This is a genomic window from Sulfolobus acidocaldarius SUSAZ (genome assembly GCA_000508305.1).
In the GTDB taxonomy this organism is placed as follows: Archaea; Thermoproteota; Thermoprotei_A; order Sulfolobales; family Sulfolobaceae; genus Sulfolobus; species Sulfolobus acidocaldarius_A.
This window is the reverse complement of sequence record CP006977.1, coordinates 872270-893976: the sequence shown is the minus strand read 5'-3', so window position 1 is coordinate 893976 and position 21707 is coordinate 872270. Positions and strand designations below refer to the sequence as shown.

Annotated in this window: 19 protein-coding genes and 1 pseudogene; 11 read left to right on the top strand and 9 right to left on the bottom strand. The window is 38.4% G+C overall.

Annotated features, from left to right (window positions below):
• Nucleotides 1–58 precede the first annotated feature (58 nt).
• Nucleotides 59–1167: pseudogene (locus SUSAZ_05295) on the top strand (transposase).
• Here SUSAZ_05295 and SUSAZ_05290 read toward each other — a convergent pair.
• Complete coding sequence (locus SUSAZ_05290; GenBank protein ID AHC51429.1) at nucleotides 1164–2264, bottom strand: ATPase; 1101 nt, start codon at nucleotides 2262–2264, stop codon at nucleotides 1164–1166. The pseudogene SUSAZ_05295 and the gene SUSAZ_05290 sit on opposite strands and share 4 nt — an antisense overlap.
• 258 nt (nucleotides 2265–2522) lie before the next feature.
• On the opposite strand from SUSAZ_05290, the gene SUSAZ_05285 reads away from it, so the two are divergent.
• Nucleotides 2523–3212, top strand: coding sequence for a metallophosphoesterase (locus SUSAZ_05285; protein AHC51428.1), 690 nt, complete (start codon nucleotides 2523–2525; stop codon nucleotides 3210–3212).
• 218 nt (nucleotides 3213–3430) lie between these two features.
• Here the strand turns inward: SUSAZ_05285 and SUSAZ_05280 are convergent, their stop codons facing one another.
• The 3 genes from SUSAZ_05280 to SUSAZ_05270 form a co-directional block, all read right to left on the bottom strand.
• Nucleotides 3431–4987, bottom strand: coding sequence for an acid phosphatase (locus SUSAZ_05280; GenBank protein AHC51427.1), 1557 nt, complete (start codon nucleotides 4985–4987; stop codon nucleotides 3431–3433).
• Between the two features lie 274 nt (nucleotides 4988–5261).
• Nucleotides 5262–5606 carry a hypothetical protein gene (locus tag SUSAZ_05275; protein AHC52493.1) on the bottom strand — a complete coding sequence of 115 codons (345 nt, stop codon included), beginning with the start codon at nucleotides 5604–5606 and terminating at the stop codon, nucleotides 5262–5264.
• A gap of 275 nt (nucleotides 5607–5881) precedes the next feature.
• Entirely contained in the window at nucleotides 5882–6247 is a 366-nt protein-coding gene (locus tag SUSAZ_05270) for a hypothetical protein (protein ID AHC52492.1), read from the bottom strand.
• Nucleotides 6248–6564: 317 nt separating this feature from the next.
• Between SUSAZ_05270 and SUSAZ_05265 the strand changes: the two genes are divergently transcribed.
• Together SUSAZ_05265 and SUSAZ_05260 are read left to right on the top strand one after the other, a co-directional pair.
• Entirely contained in the window at nucleotides 6565–8217 is a 1653-nt protein-coding gene (locus tag SUSAZ_05265) for a fatty-acid-CoA ligase (GenBank protein ID AHC51426.1), read from the top strand.
• Between the two features lie 202 nt (nucleotides 8218–8419).
• Entirely contained in the window at nucleotides 8420–8896 is a 477-nt protein-coding gene (locus tag SUSAZ_05260; protein AHC51425.1) for an alkyl hydroperoxide reductase, read from the top strand.
• 461 nt (nucleotides 8897–9357) lie between these two features.
• Here the strand turns inward: SUSAZ_05260 and SUSAZ_05255 are convergent, their stop codons facing one another.
• Entirely contained in the window at nucleotides 9358–9510 is a 153-nt protein-coding gene (locus SUSAZ_05255; protein ID AHC52491.1) for a hypothetical protein, read from the bottom strand.
• A 298-nt stretch (nucleotides 9511–9808) separates the two neighbouring features.
• Nucleotides 9809–9898, bottom strand: coding sequence for a hypothetical protein (locus tag SUSAZ_05250; GenBank protein AHC52490.1), 90 nt, complete (start codon nucleotides 9896–9898; stop codon nucleotides 9809–9811).
• A 575-nt stretch (nucleotides 9899–10473) separates the two neighbouring features.
• Here SUSAZ_05250 and SUSAZ_05245 point away from each other — a divergent pair.
• From SUSAZ_05245 to SUSAZ_05230, 4 genes are read left to right on the top strand one after another with little or no spacing between them, the layout of a single operon-like run.
• Nucleotides 10474–11676 carry an acyl-CoA dehydrogenase gene (locus SUSAZ_05245; GenBank protein ID AHC51424.1) on the top strand — a complete coding sequence of 401 codons (1203 nt, stop codon included), beginning with the start codon at nucleotides 10474–10476 and terminating at the stop codon, nucleotides 11674–11676.
• Nucleotides 11677–11711: 35 nt separating this feature from the next.
• Nucleotides 11712–13325 carry a long-chain fatty acid--CoA ligase gene (locus tag SUSAZ_05240; GenBank protein AHC51423.1) on the top strand — a complete coding sequence of 538 codons (1614 nt, stop codon included), beginning with the start codon at nucleotides 11712–11714 and terminating at the stop codon, nucleotides 13323–13325.
• Nucleotides 13326–13330: 5 nt separating this feature from the next.
• Nucleotides 13331–14518 (top strand): acetyl-CoA acetyltransferase, encoded by a 1188-nt coding sequence (locus SUSAZ_05235; GenBank protein ID AHC51422.1) that lies wholly within the window; start codon nucleotides 13331–13333, stop codon nucleotides 14516–14518.
• Between the two features lie 2 nt (nucleotides 14519–14520).
• The gene (locus tag SUSAZ_05230) at nucleotides 14521–15048 is read left to right on the top strand and encodes a 3-hydroxybutyryl-CoA epimerase (protein ID AHC51421.1); all 528 of its coding nucleotides are present in this window, start codon (nucleotides 14521–14523) and stop codon (nucleotides 15046–15048) included.
• A gap of 69 nt (nucleotides 15049–15117) precedes the next feature.
• On the opposite strand, the gene SUSAZ_05225 is transcribed toward SUSAZ_05230, so the two are convergent.
• Together SUSAZ_05225 and SUSAZ_05220 are read right to left on the bottom strand one after the other, a co-directional pair.
• Nucleotides 15118–15558, bottom strand: coding sequence for a carbon monoxide dehydrogenase (locus SUSAZ_05225; GenBank protein ID AHC51420.1), 441 nt, complete (start codon nucleotides 15556–15558; stop codon nucleotides 15118–15120).
• A 2-nt stretch (nucleotides 15559–15560) separates the two neighbouring features.
• On the bottom strand, nucleotides 15561–16847 hold the full coding sequence (locus tag SUSAZ_05220) for an FAD-dependent oxidoreductase (GenBank protein AHC51419.1): 1287 nt from the start codon (nucleotides 16845–16847) through the stop codon (nucleotides 15561–15563).
• 93 nt (nucleotides 16848–16940) lie between these two features.
• On the opposite strand from SUSAZ_05220, the gene glpK reads away from it, so the two are divergent.
• The 3 genes from glpK to SUSAZ_05205 all read left to right on the top strand — a co-directional run bounded on the left by glpK (nucleotide 16941) and on the right by SUSAZ_05205 (nucleotide 20483).
• Entirely contained in the window at nucleotides 16941–18437 is a 1497-nt protein-coding gene (gene glpK, locus SUSAZ_05215; GenBank protein ID AHC51418.1) for a glycerol kinase, read from the top strand.
• A 75-nt stretch (nucleotides 18438–18512) separates the two neighbouring features.
• On the top strand, nucleotides 18513–19430 hold the full coding sequence (locus SUSAZ_05210) for an alpha/beta hydrolase (GenBank protein AHC51417.1): 918 nt from the start codon (nucleotides 18513–18515) through the stop codon (nucleotides 19428–19430).
• 45 nt (nucleotides 19431–19475) lie between these two features.
• Entirely contained in the window at nucleotides 19476–20483 is a 1008-nt protein-coding gene (locus SUSAZ_05205) for an alcohol dehydrogenase (GenBank protein ID AHC51416.1), read from the top strand.
• A 25-nt stretch (nucleotides 20484–20508) separates the two neighbouring features.
• Here the strand turns inward: SUSAZ_05205 and SUSAZ_05200 are convergent, their stop codons facing one another.
• The gene (locus SUSAZ_05200) at nucleotides 20509–21696 is read right to left on the bottom strand and encodes an acetyl-CoA acetyltransferase (GenBank protein ID AHC51415.1); all 1188 of its coding nucleotides are present in this window, start codon (nucleotides 21694–21696) and stop codon (nucleotides 20509–20511) included.
• Nucleotides 21697–21707: the final 11 nt, after the last annotated feature.

The window sequence follows — 21707 nt, the reverse complement described above, 5'->3', positions numbered from 1 at the left end:
TCTTATGAGTAGTCAGGTTAAGGGGAGTAACTCTAAGCACCCTCATGAGGGAATCGAGATCCGATCTACAATCACGTTTAGGATCTCCCCCTCAGCCGGACTACTCTACCTCGTTTCTCAGTATGGTAAAGCACTCGATTTCGTAATGGATTGGTTAAAGAAGAATAAGCCGGCGAAGAATATTATAAAGCAAGTACATGATGCCCTTTATCAACAGTTAAGAGAGAAGTTTAATTTGCCCTCCAAAGTTACTGAAGATTGTTATAGGAACGCCATCGCGGTCTACAATAGCTGGAGGAAAAACCCTAAGCAAGGAAAGTTTCCAAAAATCAAACGCTTCTCAGTGTGGCTAACGCCCAAACTATCGTATAGACTTGATCTTGAGAAAATGAAAGTTAACATAACTTCTGTTGGCGATCTTTCCATTATTGGTTATCCTAGAAACTACACACTGTATAAGGATTGGGAAATTAGGGAAGCTAGACTGAAGATAGTAGACGACAAGGCATTCCTTAAAGTCACTTTTCTGAAGGAGATTCAGCCACCCGTAGCGTCTGGTGGTGTTGCTGTTGACGTTAACATGGAGAATCTCACTGTAGGTAATGATAAAGAACATGTTATTATACCTACACGTCTTGATGACGCTAAACACTACAAGTCGTTGGCTGAAGGACTTCAAAAAAAGTATGGTAATAAGGTAAACACAGTCAAGAGGATACATAATAGATATGTCACTTTTCATAGAAGAGCCACTCGGATACTAGAGGATTTTGCAAAGAAAACAGGAAAATGGGTAGTTGAGATAGCTAAAATGTATAACGTGTCTACCATTTTTATTGAGGATTTAAACAACATGATTAAGAACGTTGATAAGTTAGCCAAACCGTTTCGTGATAAATTGTATTTAATGCAGTATCGTCGTGTTCAATACTGGATTGAGTGGCAAGCGATAAAGCATGGCCTTAAAGTAGTTAAAGTTCCTGCGTTTTATACTTCTACTCGTTGTCCGAAATGTAAAGGTGAAATGAAGGAATATGCGTATAGGCAATTTAGGTGTGTTTCATGTGGTTATGAGAACGACCGCGATGTGGTCGCAGTTATGAATCTTTATGGGATTCTCTGAGCCTCTCGACTGCCGGGCAAGTGCGGGACTCGACAGAGTCCTAATGCCCGGAACCCTCGCCCTTTAGGGCGGGGAGGAAGTCAGCCACATGGTCGAAATCTATTTCTCTTAAGATAGGATCTGTTATCTGATATTCACCTTCCTTAATTTTATCTATGAAATTGTATTTAATCAAGGATTCAAGGGCGGAACTCAACTCCTTATCATCAATACTCCTCTTCAACTTCACAGAAGTAGCGAACTTTATGTCCTTCCATCTTTTGACAATTTTAAGGGAGGATAATATGGCTAAATATAACTCTCTATTCCTTCCTTCGAGGAAATGATCTAACTCCTCCAGCATTATTCTCTTACCCTCTTCTATGGTAGACTGTAATGAATACTCATAGTTTAACTTTCTTATGGCATAGTTATTACCAAATAAAGTCAACCAACCTACTATTCCATCAAGTTTATTGACCACTTCCTCAGCCTTATTATTCTCGAAATCGACATCTAGCTCCCTCATACCCTCTTTCAAGAAATTAATTGATGTAATTTTATCAAAAGGCCTTAATCTAACCTCGACTGGCGGTCTCCCAAGCAGAGGTGATCCTTCCTTAGGACTCAATAGTGCCTTGACTAAACCTACGTAGGATCCGGAAAAAATGAACCTAACTTTAGGATTACTCATAAAGACGTTTCCCAAGACATCTAGTAAAGGTTTACTAACAGGGGAGAGTTCCTGAACCTCATCAAGCCCTATAACCATATCTCTATTTATTGACAGGAGTAACTCCAGCAAACCTCTTTGGACTGTCAATCTGCCTCTCTTAAGTTCAACGCCTAAAGGACCAAAGTTTAGGTTAACGTTAATATTGAATATGTTGAAAAGTTTATTTCTATTTATTTCTGAAATGAGGAGAGATAATAATTCTCTCAGTGTCTTAACTCCTCTTAAGTTTAAGTATATTCCATCAGTAGAATTTCTCTTTTTTAACTCATTTATACTAACCTTCATAACACTAGTCTTTCCTATTCCCCTTTGTCCACTAATTATAATCCAATTTCTCGAAATAATCTGGTGTATAATATATTCTACTTCTGTCCCTCTGCCAAACAACTCTCTTAATTCTATCTTAGGATGTAAGTCAAATAACATGTACCCCCACCAGTTACTGGTGACCCACCAGTTAATATAATGCTGAGTCCTTTTAATATTTTATAAGCAAGTGCTAAGACATTTTAACAAATCTTACTCCCCTTTAAGTGCTTTAAAGCAACTCTCAAAAACATTCTTGAAGATTAAGGCTACGGAACACTTACATCACAATATTAGATTATTTCAAGTTTATACTTATATGCTGAAAGTCTATTTCCAGAAAGAAAAGTTAAAAATGTGAAACTGGGATTTAATAGTATGAGATTTCTTTTAGTAAGTGATGTTCATAAGTCTTTCAGAATTTATAGGAATTATAATGAATCCGTTGCAATAGAATGGTTACTAAGCGTGATTGATAAGGTTAGGCCAGATGTTCTCATATCAGCTGGTGATTGGGATGATGGGATGACACCTAATGACTTCTTAAATATTATGTCTAAAGTGAAAAAATTACTTACCGTTTATGGGAATCATGAGAATTTTCCGCTTATCGAAGGTTACGTTATGCATGACGGAAAGGTGTATGAGGTAGGAGGATTAAAAATTGCTGGAATTAATGGACTAATAGGGGAAGGAAGTAAAAAGGGAATTCCTAAGACCTCTCCGACACGATTTAGAAATGCAATCTACAGGATAAAAAAGGCAGTAGATAGATTAGATATACTAGTGATGCATCAACCCCCATATCTCCCAGAAGTATATCCAGAAATGAGCAAGGACGAGGGCAGTGCCTTAGTATATCAAGGGATAGAAGAGCTGAAACCAAGACTTTTCTTTAACGGACATATGACTCAAGGTTGTTACACCTTTCATAATTTCCAGTTCGAGACTAAATATTTGAGAGTAGATAGTTCCCAACTTCATAAGTGTTATGGAGTGTTAGAATCCAATAGCAGAGAGTTGACAGTCTATCAAGAGGAGAAGGAAGTATTTAAAATGGAATTTTAGTAAAGACAATATTCACGTACTGATAGTTGTTGAAACCAGGACGAAATCGAATGTGAAAGAAAACCTTAATTCAAGAAATACTTCAGTTACCTAGTAATACATACTTCCACTCATTATCAGTCACTCTGTTTTGTCACGGGATACTATTTAACCTCACATCCTTTTGGGATTATCAAGTTATTCACGTGATGAAAAGTTTCATTAAAGGTCACTTTACCTCATCTCCTTAAATACTTCTTATATATTTTGACAAATAAAATAGAACTGATCACAACACCTATGAAGGACGAGGCTAAATAATATTCACTGACAAATTGATATATTGGACTAGTAGTGTATACATAAGCTGAAATCCCCAGTAGAATTAGAAATATTATTAAAGACGGTTTCAGCAAAACTCTCTTAAACTTTACAGAGAGGATTAAAATCGCAAATGCTACTAAATTCAACGGCAATAGGAAGTTCAATATTGGCATATAGTAAACCTCTGCATATCCCTCATATTTAGGTACAGTTGCAATATAACCATAATGGACAGGGTATTGGAGAGGTATAGGATAGGTCCAATTATAGGGCTCTAATATTATAGGAGACCTAGGGGGAGAGTTGAAGTTGAAGCTGTGCAATAAACCTTGGACTCCCTGCTCTGCAAGTGTGGTGATGTAGGGCAAATTGAAGTTGTAGTCGATGAAACCTAGGAGGGTGTAGCCTGACATTGTGTAATTATTAACGTAACCCTCTTTCGCATAAGGAGAAATGATAAGTAATGGAATTCTTTGGCCAAGACCGTAATAATTAACAGAGGGAGGGGTTACCTGATCAAAGTATCCTCCGCCCTCATCAAATGTTATGAAGATAGCTGTGGAATTCCACTCTTTGCTCTCCATCACAGCATTAACGACATCAACTAAAAGTTTCTCTCCACTTGTAAGGTTTCCTGGTGGGTGCATATCATATTGGTCTGTGGAGCCACCTAGGAACATGACCCAAGATACAGAAGGTAAATTTCTGTTTTTTAAATCTTCATAAAACTGACTGATGTTAGCATAATGAGAGGTGTAACTATCAGAGCCTATGAAAATATTTAAAGGATAAGGTACTCCACCCTCATAGCCGTAAACGTAATATTTCCATGTCAAATTGTACTCAGAAAGTTGATAAAATATACTCTGCTGAATTGGAATCACTTGACCTGGTTCATCGGTGTAAAAAGAGGGAGGACTTCCTGTGAGATAAGCTATTCTGTTAGGTGCTGTAAGCCCCATAACTGGGGAGAAGTAATTATCTGCTAAGACGTATTCTTCAGCATAGTCCCACAAGGGAGCCAACTGTTCATATGAGAAGTATGCCATCGACTGAGGTCCTGAGTAAAAAACAAAACCGTTGAATGTGTCGAACCAATAATCACCATGATAATTAGTCCATCCCTCGTTTGGATCCTCAGTGGAATAGGAGTTAGCATAGTATGGATGAGAATAACCAAAGATAGGCAGCCAAGGTACATTAGGAACTGAGATGTAATCTAGTGTACCTTGTTTTAGTTCAGTGTAATTGGTGTATAGTCCCTGGGGGAACATTACTGATAGCGTTATGTTATTTACAATAGAAGGATATCCAAAAGGATAAGTGCCAAACAGGTTGTCGAAAGAGTGATTCTCCTGTATGATTATTATAATGTGTTTTATCGGAGTTTGAGTGTTATAAGAGAATGAAGTAAAAGAAGAATTTGTTATAAACAATGTGAGAAATAATGTGATTAAGAGAATCCTTTTCATGTACTAATGTACTCATGTAATACATTTAAAGTTTTATTCGCAAAAAGTATTTATATAATCTATAGAAACTATATATTGAATGAATTGATTATTCTGCTTTTTAAGTTTTTCCGGAAACGGATAAACAGTTAAATTAATACTCTAAAACCTGATTCTCCTCCTGTTATAAAGGAGAGGGAAAAATTAATTTTTAGATATATTAAACTTTAAAAAGATCTCTTTAAAGGTAAAATTTCATCATTAATAGAGCTAGTACGTTTTTAAGCTACAGATTTTATTTTATCCCTAATTCATTCAGGAGTTTCATCTCTTCATCAGTAAACTTAACTCCATCACCAGCTAAATTATATCTTAATTTTTTAGCAGTGCTCTTGATAACTTCTTCCTTATATTCTAACTTTATTTTTCCACATTCAGAAGAATTAATTGTTCCACCATTTTTAGCCTTAACGTAGTTAACATACTCTACTGAATCTCTGGTTGGCTCGAATCCTAAAAGATCTATTTCATTATTTCTTACAGACACAAGGAAGGCTATGGCGTGGGCTACCTCTTTAGGGTAGTTAAGTCTGAGGCAGTCAATTAAATGAGATGTACGAGAGCTCTCAAGTACCATCATAGTTAATTAATTATATAGTAATACCTTAAAGGCTGTATCTCAAAAATTTTCCTTCATAGAATAGAAGATTTCCAAAACAGGTAAACAAAATTATATTCTCTCCCCTAAACACCCAAGCGGATTAGAACTGTTTTAGAAACCTCTTTAAGGCTTTTTACATAATACTCTAAATGAAGAGTCACAGTCGCAGTTTTGAAGAGGCTGAGATGTGGTGAGGGAATTTAGGAGAACTCATGTAGCCACTTAACCTAGTTTGAAAAGACACTTTTGTCTCGTCATTCAGATACATTAATACTTAAGGTCTTACCTATTTCTAATGCCTCCAATTTAGCATCATGGAGGAAGGAGAGAATGTCATTCAACTTCTCAAAAGATAGGTAAAATAGCCCTCTAACCACCTCTTTTGCTCTCCTATCCACTTCATCTATCCATACAGGTAATGAAGAGTAGGAGACATTACCAAACACTACGGGAATTGAGTCCTTTAATACGTTCAAGTCAAATAACTCTATCCTGAAGAAGCTTCTGGTAAATCCATAGAGTTTAACTATAACATAGTACGCATATCTATCTTTCAATTCGTTTTCATTTAAAATGACGTTTTTATTATCTTCTCTTACAACGCTGACCTTAGTGGTCAACTTAAATGGACCGATTACACAGATTTCAGGATAACTGACCCACTCCCCGCCCTAAAGGGCGAGGTTTGTAATTCTTTTATCATGAGTGTATTCTTTAGATGAAGAATATCAGATGAATAGATAAACCTGAAACTGTAATGGAATTAATTATAGTTCGCTTTTTCCTGTTCGTCACTGCAATTATCTTCTAATAATTTTTACTCTGAAGGGAGCAGTAACTAGTCACTTATTTTATAATAGTTCAAGCTTAGGCAAATAACTAACGGATAATTTTTAACTTTAATATTTATTAATAATCAAGTTTAAAATATTCTATTATGATAAAGGGGATACCATCAACTGTAAATGATGAATGGCAACTGAACCTACATAAAATAATTCAGTATGCCGGAAAAGTTCACGGAGAAAGGGAAATAATTTCAGACAGAAGGTCTTTAGGTGGCAAAATCCACAATCTAGATTACGGAAAAATACTGGAAAGGATTTCCAGTTTTACCAACTCAATAGAGAGTGAACTGAAAATAAATCCAGGTGATATTATAGGTATATTGGGTTGGAACGATCACAGGTATTTTGAGTCATTCTTCACTATCCCATCACTTGGAGCAGTGTTATTGGAATTAAACATTAGACTTCACCCTGCAGACCTATTATACATTTTAAAGTTAACCAAACCAAAAGGTCTTCTGGTTGACGATTCATTACTTCCATTGGCCGAGGCTCTATCTAAGGAGTATAATTTCGACTACACTATTGTCATGAGTGACAGACCTTTAGAGGAAATCAAGACAAGTGTAAGGAATGCGTTTGGTTATGAAGAATTAGTGAAGTCCGGCTCACCCAACAGAAAATTTGAAGAGGTAGATGAGAAGAGCTCAGCCTTAGCTGCATTTACTACTGGGACTACAGGTCTACCAAAGGGTGTATTTTACTCCCATAGGTCAATAGTTCTTCACGCATTAAATGCCTCAAGACGGTTAAAAATTTCAGATGTACTACTTCCAGTTGTCCCATTTTTCCATGTCCATGGTTGGGGTACTCAGTTTGCTGGTGCAATTACTGGTTGTAAGCAGATATTTCCTGGTAGACCAACTGTTGACTCCATGGTTGAGCACATTTTAAATCATAAAGTCACGAGAACAGGGGGAGTTCCAACTGTATTCTTTGAACTACTCCGAAGAATTGAGAACATGAATCCAAAGCCTGATTTAAAAGGGCTGATAGTTGGAATAGGAGGAGCAGCTGCACCGCCTGCTTTAGTTTCTGCACTTGCTAAGTACGGCATAGAGGTAGCTGGTAATGGTTATGGTGCGACAGAGACTGGACCAGGTGTTGCAGGAGGAATCAAACCTGAGTTAGAGCAATTACCTCCGGAAGAGAGACGTATAAAGGCGGGTCAAGGTTATCCAACATTTGGTGTTGAGGTTAAGTTAGTCGATCCTGTGTCAGGTGAAGAATTACCTTGGGATGGTAAGAGTGTAGGCGAAATCTGGATTAGAGGACCGTGGATCGCTAAGTCATACTATAATGATCCGAGGAGTGCAGAGTCTTTTAATAGTGATGGGTGGTGGAAAAGTAAAGATTTAGCTGTGATTGACGAGTTAAGTCACATTAAGATTGTTGATAGGTTAAAAGACGTGGTTAAAAGCGGTGGTGAGTGGATTAGTAGTGTAGATTTGGAAAACTTTTTGATGGCTCATCCTTATGTTAGGGAGGCTAGTGTTGTTGGTGTTCCTCATCCTAAGTGGGGTGAGAGACCTTTGGCTATTGTAGTGCTTAAGTCAGACTATGAGAGTTTGCCTAAGGACGAGGTTAAAAGAGAATTAAGAGAGCATCTTTTGAAGAGGTTTGCAAAGTGGCAGTTACCAGATGATATTGTCTTTGTTGATGAAATACCTAAAACCAGTGTTGGTAAGTTCAGAAAGGAGGAATTGAGAAACAGGTATAAGGACTATTACATGAAACAATGAAAGGGTTTTATTAATTCAGAAATTAAATAAAGTAAACAGATAGACTTGTATAATAATGATTATATAAATCTAAAAGGAATTACCTAGTAATAACTAGAAGGTCTATAATATTGTCTTCTATTATTCCAGTTAAGATAAGGATATAATAATGTTTAGCACTTATATATTAAAAGCTTATATTCTAGCTTACGTATAGTTTCATATGCCTGAAGTAGGAGAAAAAGCACCCGAGATTGAATTAGTGGATACAGACCTAAAGAAATGGAAAATACCGACAGACTTTAAGGGGAAGGTAGTCGTTTTGGCATTCTACCCTGGTGCATTTACCAGTGTTTGTACGAGAGAAATGTGTACTTTCAGAGACTCTCTATCCAAGTTTAATGAACTTAATGCAGTTGTATTAGGAATAAGCGTGGATCCTCCATTTTCAAACAAGGCATTTAAGGAGCAGAATAAGATAAACTTCCCATTACTTAGTGACTTTAACAGAGTAGCCGTAAAGGCATATGGTATAGCTGGAGAATTGCCTGTCCTGAAGGACTATGTGATATCAAAGAGGTCAGTATTCATTATCGATAAAGACGGAGTTATTAGATATAAGTGGGTATCAGACAATCCTGGTATAGAGCCCAACTACGAAGAGATAAAGCAAGTAGTGGCAAAGCTTTCTGGGAAATAAGGTAGTACTTCATTTTATTTTTATTTTCCTATATGATTGTACCAGCAGTGTATATGTGGAAAAAGTCCGTTATGATTAAAACTCCTATCTGAAGTAGCCAATACACTGGAAGATTATTATGAGTTTAAGCTACGTCCATGTACTGATTTCAGGGTAAAATGTTAATAGGAGTCCTGAAAAAGCTTGTATAGTCTAACTCTTCAGGCTCTTTCATTGAGATGCACTATTAAATAACCTCCTTTATCAATGCTTTAATGCAGGCAATTATAATAATTATTAACCTTTTAATGATTATAGACAGCAGTCTCAGAATGTTAACCTAGGATCTCCACATCAATCCCTAGTTTTCTGACAATCTCTCCTAATCTCTTATTGGCAGTATACAATTTTTCGCATGATGAAAAGACGCAACTAACTATCTGTATTGCGTCTGCTACATAAACATGGTACTTAGTTATTATTCATAATGATTTTAAAACGGTCTCTGAGTCTGTAGGGATCAATCTCAGTGTCCTGAACCTCAAGAGATTAAGTGTCTCTTTAAAGAACTTATCTAAAAAATCTTTCTTAATATCAATGTTAACCTTCCTTGAACTCTTCAATCTACCAGCCACACGGATCAGTTCACCTAGTATATTGAAAATGAGATGGTTAGTGAACCTTTCCAAGCCTCTCTATACACTTCTTCCACTTTGTGGCTGTCGGGCTCATTAAACTATCTATTAACTATTGCGCTAATATCTAGATAAACGTTCATCTCTCATTACCCTGACTAAACCACTAGCGTTTAAGGTAATTCTACTCTTGGTAACTCTTTACAAAGGAAATGAGCCTAGGCAATAAATCTAATTCTCTCGTAATTTTATTGACAGTTGACAAACTATCAAGCTCCAATACTGCCTTCTCGAAAATCTAACTGGGAGTGACCTTTCTTTCAACGGCAAGTTCTTTAGCCTTCTTTAAAACTTCACTATCTATAGACAGTGTAACCTTAACCTTCATACCTTATGTATAGACGTACGTGCTTATATAAATCTTATCCGTAATCAACTTCACATTAAATGGATATGACGATAAGACATGTTTCCATCTCACTCCTAGCTGTCTATATTTTTACATCTCAAGTCACATTTATGTCTTCGTCATCATAGGACTGGTAATAAAGATCCAGAAATTTTAAACAATATGTTATATTTCATGTCCGAAAAGTATTCAAAAGTATAATTTACAACTTTCTAATATCACTATATTCACGCCTGGCCGACCCGACCTACTATGTTCAAACTTTTATGAAGTTGACATTATAATCAACTGATTATTTTAAAGGCAGTTCTAATTTTTCAAATAAACATAACACTAATCCTATAGATATAACTAATAACTTTGCAAAACTCCCCACAAGTAATCTAATCATGAGTGGAAACCCCCTATCCTTACCTTAAAAACCTAATAAAAAACTTTTAAACGAGGAAAGAGGCTTAGGAAAAAAGGAGATTTCCGCTCAGTCTTTCAAATTCACATCTTTTAATAAACGGTCTGGAAGAAAAGCTTAATAGGACTGAAAGGTAAAGTTAAGCATGGTTTTGCCTTTTAAAACATTGGAAGCATTCAATGTAGAAATATCAGAAAAACATGAACTTTTTAGAAGGGCAGTAAGGGAATTCATGGAAAGGGACGTAGCACCGTACGTAGAAAAAGGAGAAAAAGAGGGACAGATCCCTAAGGAAGTTTTAGAAAAAGCGAAAGAGTTAGGCTTATACGGTGTATCAGTCCCTGAAGAGTATGGAGGACAAGGCGGAGATTCACTGATGACAGTTATAGCACAAGAAGAGATGGCAAGAGTATGGGCTGCACTTTCGACAAGAGTGGCAGTAGGAGGTTTATTTATGACTCCAATATTGCTATTTGGTAGTGAGGAGCAGAGGAAGAAGTATGTTACACCTGTTGCCAAGGGAGATAAGGCTGCTGCGTTTGCAAATACTGAACCACAGGCAGGAAGTGATGTTGCAGGAATACAATCAACTGCCAAGAAAGTGAATGGAAAGTACATTCTAAACGCCAGGAAGATATTTATCACTAATGGTGGTATTGCTGATTATTATATTGTCACTGCAAGGACTTCACCACCAGAACCAAATGCAAGGTGGAAAGGAATATCAATGTTCATAGTGGAGAGGGAATGGAAAGGAGTAAAAGTATTAAACAGAATAGAGACAATGGGGCTAAAAGCCTCAAATACTGCTGAGCTGGCATTTGAGGATGTGGAAGTTCCTGCGGAGAACTTGGTGGGAGAGGAGGGTATGGGGTTCAAATACGCAATGTCTACATTTGATGCTTCTAGAGTTGGTGTTGCTGGACAAGCCCTAGGTGTTGCTCAAGCTGCATTAGAGAAAATGACCAACTACTCAGTGCAAAGGAGTGCTTTCGGCTCACCACTTCTAGGATTCCAGATGGTCCAGGAGAAAATAGCAGAAACACTAACAGAAGTAAACGCAGCAAGGCTATTAACCTACTGGGCTGCCTCACTCATAGACCAACGTAAGGTAGATGAAGGAATAGTCGCAGCATCAATGGCTAAATATTTTGCCACAGAGGTTGCTGAGAGGGCTGCCATAAGGGCTATAACTGTTCACGGCGGTTATGGTGTAGCCACTTCAACCGGTGTCGAGAGGTTGCTAAGAGATGTTGAAATAATGAAAATCTATGAAGGGGCAAACGATATACAAAAACTGGTTATATTAAAGGAAACTGCTAGAAGATTATTTGGCATAAAAATGTAACTAATTTTTTATACTGGATTTGTTTTATTTATTTCATGAGCAATGAGTATTACGAATACGAATTAACATTAGATAAAATTTTAGATACAGGTATTAGAACATTTCCTGATAAAGAGATCGTATACAGGGATATAAGAAGATATACTTTTTCTTCATTCAGTAATTCTGTAAAAAGATTAGTTACTGGGTTGAAGAAACTAGGAGTGAAAAAGGGGGAGAGGATAGGGGTTCTAGACTGGGATACTGATGTATACTTCCACACTTACTACGGAGTGCCCTTAAGTGGAGCTGTTTTGCATACGATCAACTTAAGGTACCCATTGGATTTGATTGTAAAGACTATACTTCACGCAGAGGACAAATACTTAGTTGTCAGGGACGAATTTGTACCTCTAATTGAAAAGGCAAAGAATATTATTCCTCCTGGTATGAAGGTAATCACGTATAGTGACAACAAGGAGAAAGTTAAATCCCCAATCTCCAACACAGATTTCTGGGAACTTATTGAGAGCAATGAGCCTACTGAGGAGTTTGATGTTAAGGAGAATGACATGTCCACTATATTTTATACCTCAGGTACAACAGGAGAACCTAAAGGAGTGTGGTTTACTCACAGAAAGTTGTTCATGCATGCTATGAGTGTAGCTTTAACTGGCACAAGGTCGCCATTTAATCTCTCACCAGAAGACGTGTATATGATCCTAGTGCCTATGTTCCATGTTCATCAATGGGGATTCCCATTTGTCACGTTTTTAGCTGGTACAAAATATGTCTTACCAGGTAGATACGACTACGGATTCATACTGAAATTAATGGAAAAAGAAGGGGTAACTTACTCAGCGATGGTTCCCACGATCCTTCATTTGCTCTTAACTCATCCTGATGCACCTAAGTATTCTCACGTATTTAAGAAATGGAAAGTAACTATAGGTGGTTCCGCTTTACCTGAAGGTTTAGCAAGAAAGGCAAGGGAGTTAGGAATCACAGTGACTACTGGCTATGGTCTATCTGAGACTTGCCCAGTATTAAGCATGGGATACTATAACAATGCAGCACAGAAGTTGGACGCTGAAAAGAAATTCTTACTTCAAATATCCACAGGAGTCCCAATACCTCTAGTTCAAATTAGAGTCGTTGATCCTGATACAGGTAAGGACAAGAAGCCTGGAGAGATAGGTGAAATAGTTGTAAGATCCCCATGGCTCACAAAAGAGTATTATAAGAATCCTGAGAAGACCGCCCAATTATGGAGAGGTGGTTGGTTACACACAGGCGATTTAGCTTATATTGATGAATATGGTTACCTACATATAGTTGATAGAGATAAAGACGCCATAAAGAGTGGAGGCGAGTTCATACCCTCATTACTATTGGAAGACGCCATATCACTACATCCAAAGGTGGCGCAAGTTGCTGTGGTCGGTGTTAAGGATCAGAAGTGGGGTGAAAGACCAGTTGCTTTTATTGTTGCTAAGGAGAAAGTCACTGAAGACGAGTTAAGACAGTTTATGCTTGGCTTAGCAGATCAGGGAAGGATACAGAAGTGGTGGATACCAGATAAGTTCATACTTCTCGACACATTGCCCTTAACTTCAACTAACAAGATAGATAAGAAAGTACTAAGAGAAATGGCAGAGAAGAACAAGTGAGATTCATGAGAAACGTGGCAATTGTTGGAACAGGACATTCAAAGTTTGGAGTAAGAAACGACGTAAGTATGCAAGAGTTAGCATGGGAAGCTGTAAAACAAGCCTTAGAGGAGGCTAATCTTGAACAGAAGGACATTCAATACTTTGTAGTAGGAAATGTTGGAATGTGGAGTGCAGAAGAACTACCAGCTGTAGTGGTCGGAGAATATTGTGATTTAACACCCAAGGGAACCATGAGGGTTGAAGCTGCATGTGCTACAGGGAGTGCTGCCATAAGGGATGCTTACCAAGCAATTAAAGCTGGAGAAATAGATGTTGCTCTGGTTGTAGGAGTAGAACAGATGAGCCAATCCCCTAACCCTCAAGTAATAGAACTTATAGGAAGGGCTGGGAACTACTTCTGGGAATTCGAAAACTTCGGCTTAACATTCCCAGGTTACTACGCATTATACGCAAGTGCTTACATGGCGAAGTATGGAATGAAGGAAGAGGATTTAGGTAGTGTCGCTGTGAAGAACCATTATTACGGTGCAAGGAATCCTTATGCTCAATTCCAGAAGGAAATAACAATGGAAGAGTACCTGAAGTCTAGACCTGTGGCACAGCCCTTAAAGCTACTGGACTCTTCACCAATTACTGATGGTGCGGCTGCACTTATATTAGCCTCTGAGGAAGTAGCCAGAAAGATAACAGACTCACCAGTATGGATAGTATCTCAGGGAGTAGCAAGTGGAACTGCTAATCTGAGCAGAAGGACTGATTTCACAGGTATAGAGGCATCCTATGTAGCAGCAAAAGAGGCTTATAGGAGGGCTAAGATCGATTTTAATGACGCTTGGAGGTATTTTGATGTTGCAGATGTTCATGACTGTTTCACAATTGCTGAAATAATGGCTTATGAGGACTTGGGTTTTGCAAAAAGGGGAGAAGGTCATTTGATGGCAAGAAATGGGGAGACATATATTGGGGGAAAGATACCAGTAAACGTTGACGGAGGATTAAAGGCTAAGGGACACCCAATAGGGGCAACAGGAGTAAGCATGGCAGTATCAATAACAAGACAACTACTATACAGGGCACACAAGGGAACACAGGCAGATATAAGAAACGGAATGGGAATAACACACAACGTAGGAGGAACAGGACACTACGCATACATAACAATATACTCAACCAGGAGGCCTTCAAGTTGAGTGTGAGCGAAACTAGAGATAAGATCCAAAAAGAAATTTCAGCGTATGTAAAGAATTTGGACAATGTGATTAAATCTACAGGTTTACCTGTTGTGAATGACCAGAAGACTGGTAATCCAATTTGGGTTGGAGTAAGGGAAATTACTTTACGCTATCAGTTTCCCGTGAAGAAGGTATCCAAGTTCTTTGAGGGATTAAAGGAAGGAAAATTGCTTGCCACAAAGTGTCAAAAGTGTGGTACCATATATTTCCCTCCGCAAGATGACTGTCCAAAATGCAGATTATCAAATCTCGAATGGATCGAGATGCCTAGGGAGGGCGAAGTTATAGCATTTACTGTGGTTAACGTTAAACCCACATCCTTTTCCCATTACAATGATTACGTTGTGGGAATTGTAAGGATTAATAATGGCGTAAATGTTTTGGGATGGATAAAGGGAAATAATGTGAATGTCGGGTCTAAGGTAAAACTGGAAGTAGCAAGAAGGGATCCTGAAGGATATTTAACATATGTCTTCAATGTAGTCTGATTTTTCCCTTGTCTTTTCTTGTTGGACAGTTAGGTTTCAAAATGGAAAAAGTCCTTCCTTCTTTTTTATTTATACTCTTGAAAGACAAGTGATTATACTTTTCACGTTAGACTCTGCAATCTGTATTATATTGGACTCGCCCAGTAGCTTGGTTAACATACCCATATCTAAGCTAGCTGTCCACTTTACTGCAGTTTTACCCTCTTCAGACCCTAAATCCAAAATTATATCCATCTTTATACTAACTCCTGCAGATCTACCACTACCTTTTATGTGTATCTGGTTGTTATTCTCGGTGGTAATTGTAGCATTAATGGATGCTGTAAGTGTCGTGATATGTGGGATTCTCATCTCACTTACATCGATTTTGAAGACAGCCTTAATTGATTCACCAGATATCTCGTAATTCTGAATTCCGGGTAAGCATTGGGAGAACATTTTTGGGTCTGTCAGTAACTCCTTTACCTTTTCCTCAGGTTTTTCTACAAGAAACTTTCCACTCATTTCCATACTTATTCTCCCTTCGCCAGTAATGACAAAAGGATATACATTGCTGTGGAGTACCTATCCTCGTCGAGAGACCCCTTCCTGTCACGTATCATCTTCACCAATACTTTAGGTATTCTCTTCTTTTCCAAGAGTTCCTCATCTAATTCAGATGTGAGTTTAATAGTAGCTGTCTTGCTTTTCTCCCTTATTCCTAGCTTTTCAGACACCATATCACTTACTCTCTCACCGGCTAGTCTAGAAGTGGTAAACTTACCTCCTATAACGGAGATTAAACCATCTAAGCCATCCACTTTTTCATGGTCAATGATCATGAAATCCCTTGTTGCCCCTCTTCCATCCTCAGCATTTTTAATTAAAGGTCTAACAGACGCATATGCCCTTTTAGGTTTTACCTCCCTTAACTTGGGAATCATATACGCCCCTTCCTCAATTAACATCTTTATATCCTCCTCAGATATTTCAAAATCATTAGGATCAGGAATAATGGTTGCTGTGGTTCCAATTATTGATGAATCTCCATAAGGGACAATAATGTCTCCGTCTGAAGGGGGTCTAAGCCTATTCATCACCATACTGTTCAATTTTTCCTTCATGACTACCATTATTCCAGCTGTGGGGAGTAATGGAATTTCGCCTAATCCAGCCATTTCAATTACTCTAAAAGCCCAAGGTCCTGCCGTGTTTACTATAATATCTCCTTTCAAGATTTTAGTCTCACCAGAAATGTTATCCTTAACCTCCACTCCCCTGACAGAGTTACCTTCTCTCAAGACCTTCCTCACTTCATTGTAAGTTAAAATTCTCGCGCCATTGAGAGACGCTGTTAGCGCCACAGTCGCCAGTAAATCATAACCATAGACCACCTTATCTGGAACCCAGATGGCTATCTTTGCCTTTTTATTTATGAAGGGTTCTCTTCTGATGAGCTCTTCGACATCCATTACTTTGTTAGTAATTCCAAGACTGTTAAGAGCTGATAAAAATCTCTGTGAGTAGTTTACATCATCTTCAGTTACACCCACGAAAACTCCTCCAGTATCTCTTACAAACTCAGGTGCTATCTTAGACAGGACCTCGTTTTCCTGTTTACACTCCTTAGCAGACTCAGGGTCATTGACCGCATATCTGGCTCCGCTGTGTAATAAACCATGGAATTTTCCTGATGTCCCTGACGCAATGTCTCCTCTTTCCACTAAAGTGACGTTTATTCCCCTCAAACTTAGGTCCAAAGCTGTGAATAACCCTGTGGCGCCTCCCCCAATTACTATGACTGACCTGTTTTGCTTCATTAAAGTATAGTATAAGTAATGATATAAAACTCTTTGGTTTTATACGTTATCATTAAATAAAAATTATATACCAAGTTTCTTAAAATAGTTTATGTGTCCAAATACATTTTAGCAGTGGACGAGGGGACTACAAGTGCAAGGGCTCTGGTTTTCGATAAAGACCTAAACGTCATAAGCATGGCACAGACTGAACTTACACAGTATTTCCCAAGACCAGGTTATGTGGAGCAAAATCCTGAGGAAATATTTGAAAAACAGGTAAGTGTGATAAAGAAAGCTATAGAGAAAGCCAAGATTGAGATTAGCCAGGTATCTGCTATTGGCATAACAAACCAGAGAGAGACCACCATAATGTGGGACAGTAAGAGTGGAAAACCGGTTTACAATGCTTTAGTATGGCAGGATAGGAGAACCTCAGATATAACAGATTGGTTAAAATCAAACTACCTTAACCTGTTTAAGAGCAAGACCGGTTTAATCCCTGACCCGTATTTTAGCGCTTCAAAGATTAAGTGGGTTCTTGATAACGTTCCAGGTGCAAGAGAAAAAGCAGAAAAGGGCGAAATAAAGTTTGGCACAGTGGACACATATCTAATTTGGAAACTCACTAATGGCAAAGTTCATGTTACAGACTACTCTAACGCATCTAGGACAATGCTGTTTAATATAAAAAATCTGAAATGGGATGGGGATATTCTGGAAATCCTAGAAATTCCTGAAGCAATACTGCCTGAAGTTAAGTCCTCCAGTGAAGTGTATGGATACGCTGAGTCTGTTGGAAACATACCGATCAGCGGAGATGCCGGAGATCAACAGGCTGCATTATTTGGTCAGCTGGGATTCAGTAAAGGAGATATGAAATGTACTTACGGCACAGGAAGTTTCATACTAATGAATTCTGGAGAGGAGATATATGATTCAAAAGATCTACTTACGACCATTGCGTGGAAAATCGGTAAAGACGTAAAGTATGCATTAGAAGGGAGCATATTTACAACCGGTGCTGCAGTTCAGTGGGTTAGAGATGGACTAGGTTTAGTAAGTAGTTCCGATGAAATCGAAAGTCTTGCGTCAAGTGTTTTAGATAACGGAGGAGTTTATTTTGTCCCTGCATTTTCTGGTTTAGGTTCTCCTTACTGGGATCCATATGCTAGGGGTCTGATGATAGGAATTTCAAGAGGGACAAGTAGGGGACATATAGCCAGGGCTGTCTTGGAATCAATCGCATATCAAGTTAGGGATGTGATAGAGGTAATTAAGAGAGACATTGGCAAAGGACTTGTGAATGTTCTGAAAGTAGATGGTGGAGTGTCGAAAAATAACTTGTTGATGCAATTTCAGGCTGATATATTGGGGATAAGGATCGTCAGACCTAAAGTGATAGAGACCACATCAATGGGTGCATCCATGCTTGCAGGTTTAGCGGTGGACTACTGGGATTCACTTAAGGAATTGAAGAGTAAATGGGCAATGGATAAGGAGTTCATTCCTTCGCTACAGGAAGATAAAAGGGAGAGATTGTATAAGGGGTGGAAGGAGGCTGTTAGGAGAACTATTGGTTGGGCGAAAGAAGTTGAAACTATGGAGTAGAGAAATACTAAAAGTTTACTATGAAACAAAATAAACTAAAGGAAGGTTTATTTATTTCTAATGTATAAATAGATTATGCCTTTAGATCCAACCATAAAGAAACTTTTAGAATCTGGTTTTGTAATACCAATAGGTAAGGTACCTGTAGATGAAGTGAGAAAGGTCTTCCGTCAAATATCCTCTGCAGCTCCAAAGATGGATGTGAGAAATGTGGAGGACATAAAGATACCTGGAACAGAAACCATGATTCCCGCTAGAGTCTATTATCCCAAGACTAAGGGACCTTATGGAATACTAGTGTATCTTCATGGTGGAGGTTTTGTTATAGGAGATATTGAATCATATGACCCACTTTGTAGAGCAATAACAAACGCGTGTAATTGCGTTGTAGCGTCTATAGATTACAGACTAGCACCTGAGAATAAATTCCCATCAGCTGTTGTTGACTCTGTGGATGCCACAAAGTGGATTTATGAAAATGCGGAAAGCCTAGAGGTTAAACAAGGTGTTGCAGTTGGCGGAGATAGCGCTGGAGGAAACTTATCTGCTGTAGTATCAATTCTGACAAAAGGTAAAATTAACCTGAAACATCAGGTGTTAATCTACCCAGCTACTGGTGCAGATTACACATCAAGGTCAATGGTAGAGTACTACGATGGGTACTTCCTTACAAGGGAACAAATTGAATGGTTCGGTTCTCAGTACCTAAGATCTTACATGGACTTACTTGACATTAAATTTTCGCCAATACTAAATCAGGATCTCTCTGGACTACCTCCAGCGTTGATAATAACTGCTGAATATGATCCTCTTAGAGATCAAGGAGAGGCTTATGCTAATAAGCTATTAATGTCAGGCATACCTGTTACCAGTGTCAGGTTTAATAACGTAATTCACGGCTTCGTCTCCTTCTTCCCCTTAATACCTCAGGGTATGGACGCAATAGGTCTAATAGGGGCAACACTGAGACGAGTATTCTACAACAGTTTTTGAATACAAAATTTTATTTATTTTTGTTTGTTTATATTTAATTGAACTATGAAAGCTGTAATTCTTCCAGGTTTTAAACAAGGTTATAAAATAGATAAGAACGTACAAGAACCAAAGGCAGGTAAATTAGAAGTGGTGGTAAAGTTAAGGAAAGCTGCACTATGTTATAGAGACCTTCTTCAGATCCAAGGATTTTATCCTCGCTCAAAATACCCTCTTATATTGGGGCATGAGATGGTAGGAGAAATTGAGGAAGTAGGTGAAGGTGTTGATGGATTCAAAAAGGAGGATCTTGTGACCTCACTACTTTACGTTCCAGATTGGACTTGTGATAACTGTAAGATGGGAGAAGAGATATATTGTAACAGCAGGCAACTCTATGCACAGGAGCTTGACGGATTTTTTACAGAGAGAATACTTCTGAAAGCAAACTCCCTTGTTAAAGTCCCTCCGGGAGTTTCAGATGAGGGAGCTGTAGTAGTTCCTTGTGTTGCTGCAATGATTTACAGGGGGCTTAAAAGAGCTAACGTAAAGCAGGGAGATATAGTTTTAGTGACTGGTGCAGGAGGTGGTGTTGGTATTCATGCCCTTCAGGTTGCTAAAGCTTTAGGAGCAAAAGTAGTAGGAGTAACAAGTGAAGAGAGTAAGGCTAAGATCGTTGGAAAATTTTCAGATTACGTGGTAGTGGGGAACAAATTCGCTGAAGAGGTTAGAAAAGGATTTGGAGAACCTTCAATAGTAGTGGACAACGTAGGAGGTCCTACTCTTGATGAGAGTATGAGGTCACTGAAAATAGGTGGTAAGATAGTACAAGTAGGAAATATTGATCCTTCCGTCAATTTCAGTCTAAGATTAGGTTACTTAGTTCTAAAGAATGTTGAGTTAATCGGACATGCTGGGGCTACAAAGAAGGACATAGTGGACACACTGGAGATGGTTAGGCAAAATAAGATTACCCCTGTTATAGGTGGTGAGGTATCAATAGAGGATTTTGATAAGGCTTTAGAGATGTTGAAGGACAGAAAAAGACATGGTAAAATTCTGATAAAGCCTTAAAAATAGTGAGAAAAATAGAAACTTTTTATACTCTTTCTACTACAATTGCTCCTCCTTGTCCTCCCCCTACACAGAGCGTAGCAACACCGTAGTCTTTTCCTTCAATCAATAATTGCCTAGCTAAAGTCCCAACTATCCTAGCTCCTGTTGCACCTAATGGATGACCTATGGCTATAGCTCCACCTCTCTTATTAACAGTACTTTCATCTAATCCTAATTCCTTGATAGCGTTTAGTACTACTACAGCGAAAGCTTCATTTATTTCCCAAAGGGATATGTCCTTTACATTCAAGTTAGCCTTTTCTAAAGCCTTTTTAGAAGAAGGAACTGGACCTTTACCCATTACCGCTGGAGGAACTCCTGCAAATCCGAAACTTCTAATTTTAGCCATTGGTGTTAATCCATACCTCTTTAATGCGTTTTTAGACATGAGTAGTACATATGCTGAACCCGAGTTCAGAGGAGCTGAATTGCCTGCTGTAATTGTACCATTTGGTCTAAATGCTGGAGGTAATTGAGATAACTTCTCTAAACTTGTGTCTGGTCTCACAGACTGGTCAGTGGTCAGTGTAATTTTCTTTCCTTCTACTTCAGTTTCGAAGGGTATTATCTCGTCCTTGAAATAGCCCTCTTGGATGGCTTTAGTAGCCATCTGATGACTTCTCAGTGACCATCTGTCCATCTCTTCCCTGGATATCTTTGCCTCCTCAGCTAGTCTCTCTGCTGTCAAACCCATAACGTAACCAGTTGTGAGATCATACTCAGCGTATTTCGGGTCAGTTAGAAAAACCATGTTAGGCTCTATGTGTGGGTTATCAAACATGGGAGTTTTTGACATTTTCTCTACTCCTCCAGCTAATACGATGTCAGCCATACCTGTAGCTACTTCCATTGCTCCTATTGCAACAGTTGTTATTGAGGAAGCACACTGCCTATCTACTGCCATTGATGGTACGGTATATGGTAATCTCGATGCAAACACTTCATGTCTTCCTCCGAAGCTCCACTGTTCACCGACTTGCAGAGCACAGCCTGTAACTATCTCCTCTATTTCTCTAGGGTTTATCCCGTTCTTTTCTATTAACCTGTTTATAACTATACCTGCTAACTCCTCTGGTCTTAAATTATAAAAAGGATCTTTTTGGGGTTCCTTTCTAGTAAACCTTGTGAATGGAGTTCTAGCGAAATCTACCAAATATACTTCTTGTAGCATTGTTTTAACCT

Excerpts from the sequence above, each read along its gene's own strand:
- SUSAZ_05290 (AHC51429.1), bottom strand. The coding sequence starts at position 2,264 with ATGTTATTTGACTTACATCCTAAGATAGAATTAAGAGAGTTGTTTGGC.
- SUSAZ_05285 (AHC51428.1), top strand. The coding sequence starts at position 2,523 with ATGAGATTTCTTTTAGTAAGTGATGTTCATAAGTCTTTCAGAATTTAT.
- SUSAZ_05280 (AHC51427.1), bottom strand. The coding sequence starts at position 4,987 with ATGAAAAGGATTCTCTTAATCACATTATTTCTCACATTGTTTATAACA.
- SUSAZ_05275 (AHC52493.1), bottom strand. The coding sequence starts at position 5,606 with ATGATGGTACTTGAGAGCTCTCGTACATCTCATTTAATTGACTGCCTC.
- SUSAZ_05265 (AHC51426.1), top strand. The coding sequence starts at position 6,565 with ATGATAAAGGGGATACCATCAACTGTAAATGATGAATGGCAACTGAAC.
- SUSAZ_05260 (AHC51425.1), top strand. The coding sequence starts at position 8,420 with ATGCCTGAAGTAGGAGAAAAAGCACCCGAGATTGAATTAGTGGATACA.
- SUSAZ_05250 (AHC52490.1), bottom strand. The coding sequence starts at position 9,898 with ATGAAGGTTAAGGTTACACTGTCTATAGATAGTGAAGTTTTAAAGAAG.
- SUSAZ_05245 (AHC51424.1), top strand. The coding sequence starts at position 10,474 with ATGGTTTTGCCTTTTAAAACATTGGAAGCATTCAATGTAGAAATATCA.
- SUSAZ_05240 (AHC51423.1), top strand. The coding sequence starts at position 11,712 with ATGAGCAATGAGTATTACGAATACGAATTAACATTAGATAAAATTTTA.
- SUSAZ_05235 (AHC51422.1), top strand. The coding sequence starts at position 13,331 with ATGAGAAACGTGGCAATTGTTGGAACAGGACATTCAAAGTTTGGAGTA.
- SUSAZ_05225 (AHC51420.1), bottom strand. The coding sequence starts at position 15,558 with ATGGAAATGAGTGGAAAGTTTCTTGTAGAAAAACCTGAGGAAAAGGTA.
- SUSAZ_05220 (AHC51419.1), bottom strand. The coding sequence starts at position 16,847 with ATGAAGCAAAACAGGTCAGTCATAGTAATTGGGGGAGGCGCCACAGGG.
- SUSAZ_05210 (AHC51417.1), top strand. The coding sequence starts at position 18,513 with ATGCCTTTAGATCCAACCATAAAGAAACTTTTAGAATCTGGTTTTGTA.
- SUSAZ_05205 (AHC51416.1), top strand. The coding sequence starts at position 19,476 with ATGAAAGCTGTAATTCTTCCAGGTTTTAAACAAGGTTATAAAATAGAT.
- SUSAZ_05200 (AHC51415.1), bottom strand. The coding sequence starts at position 21,696 with ATGCTACAAGAAGTATATTTGGTAGATTTCGCTAGAACTCCATTCACA.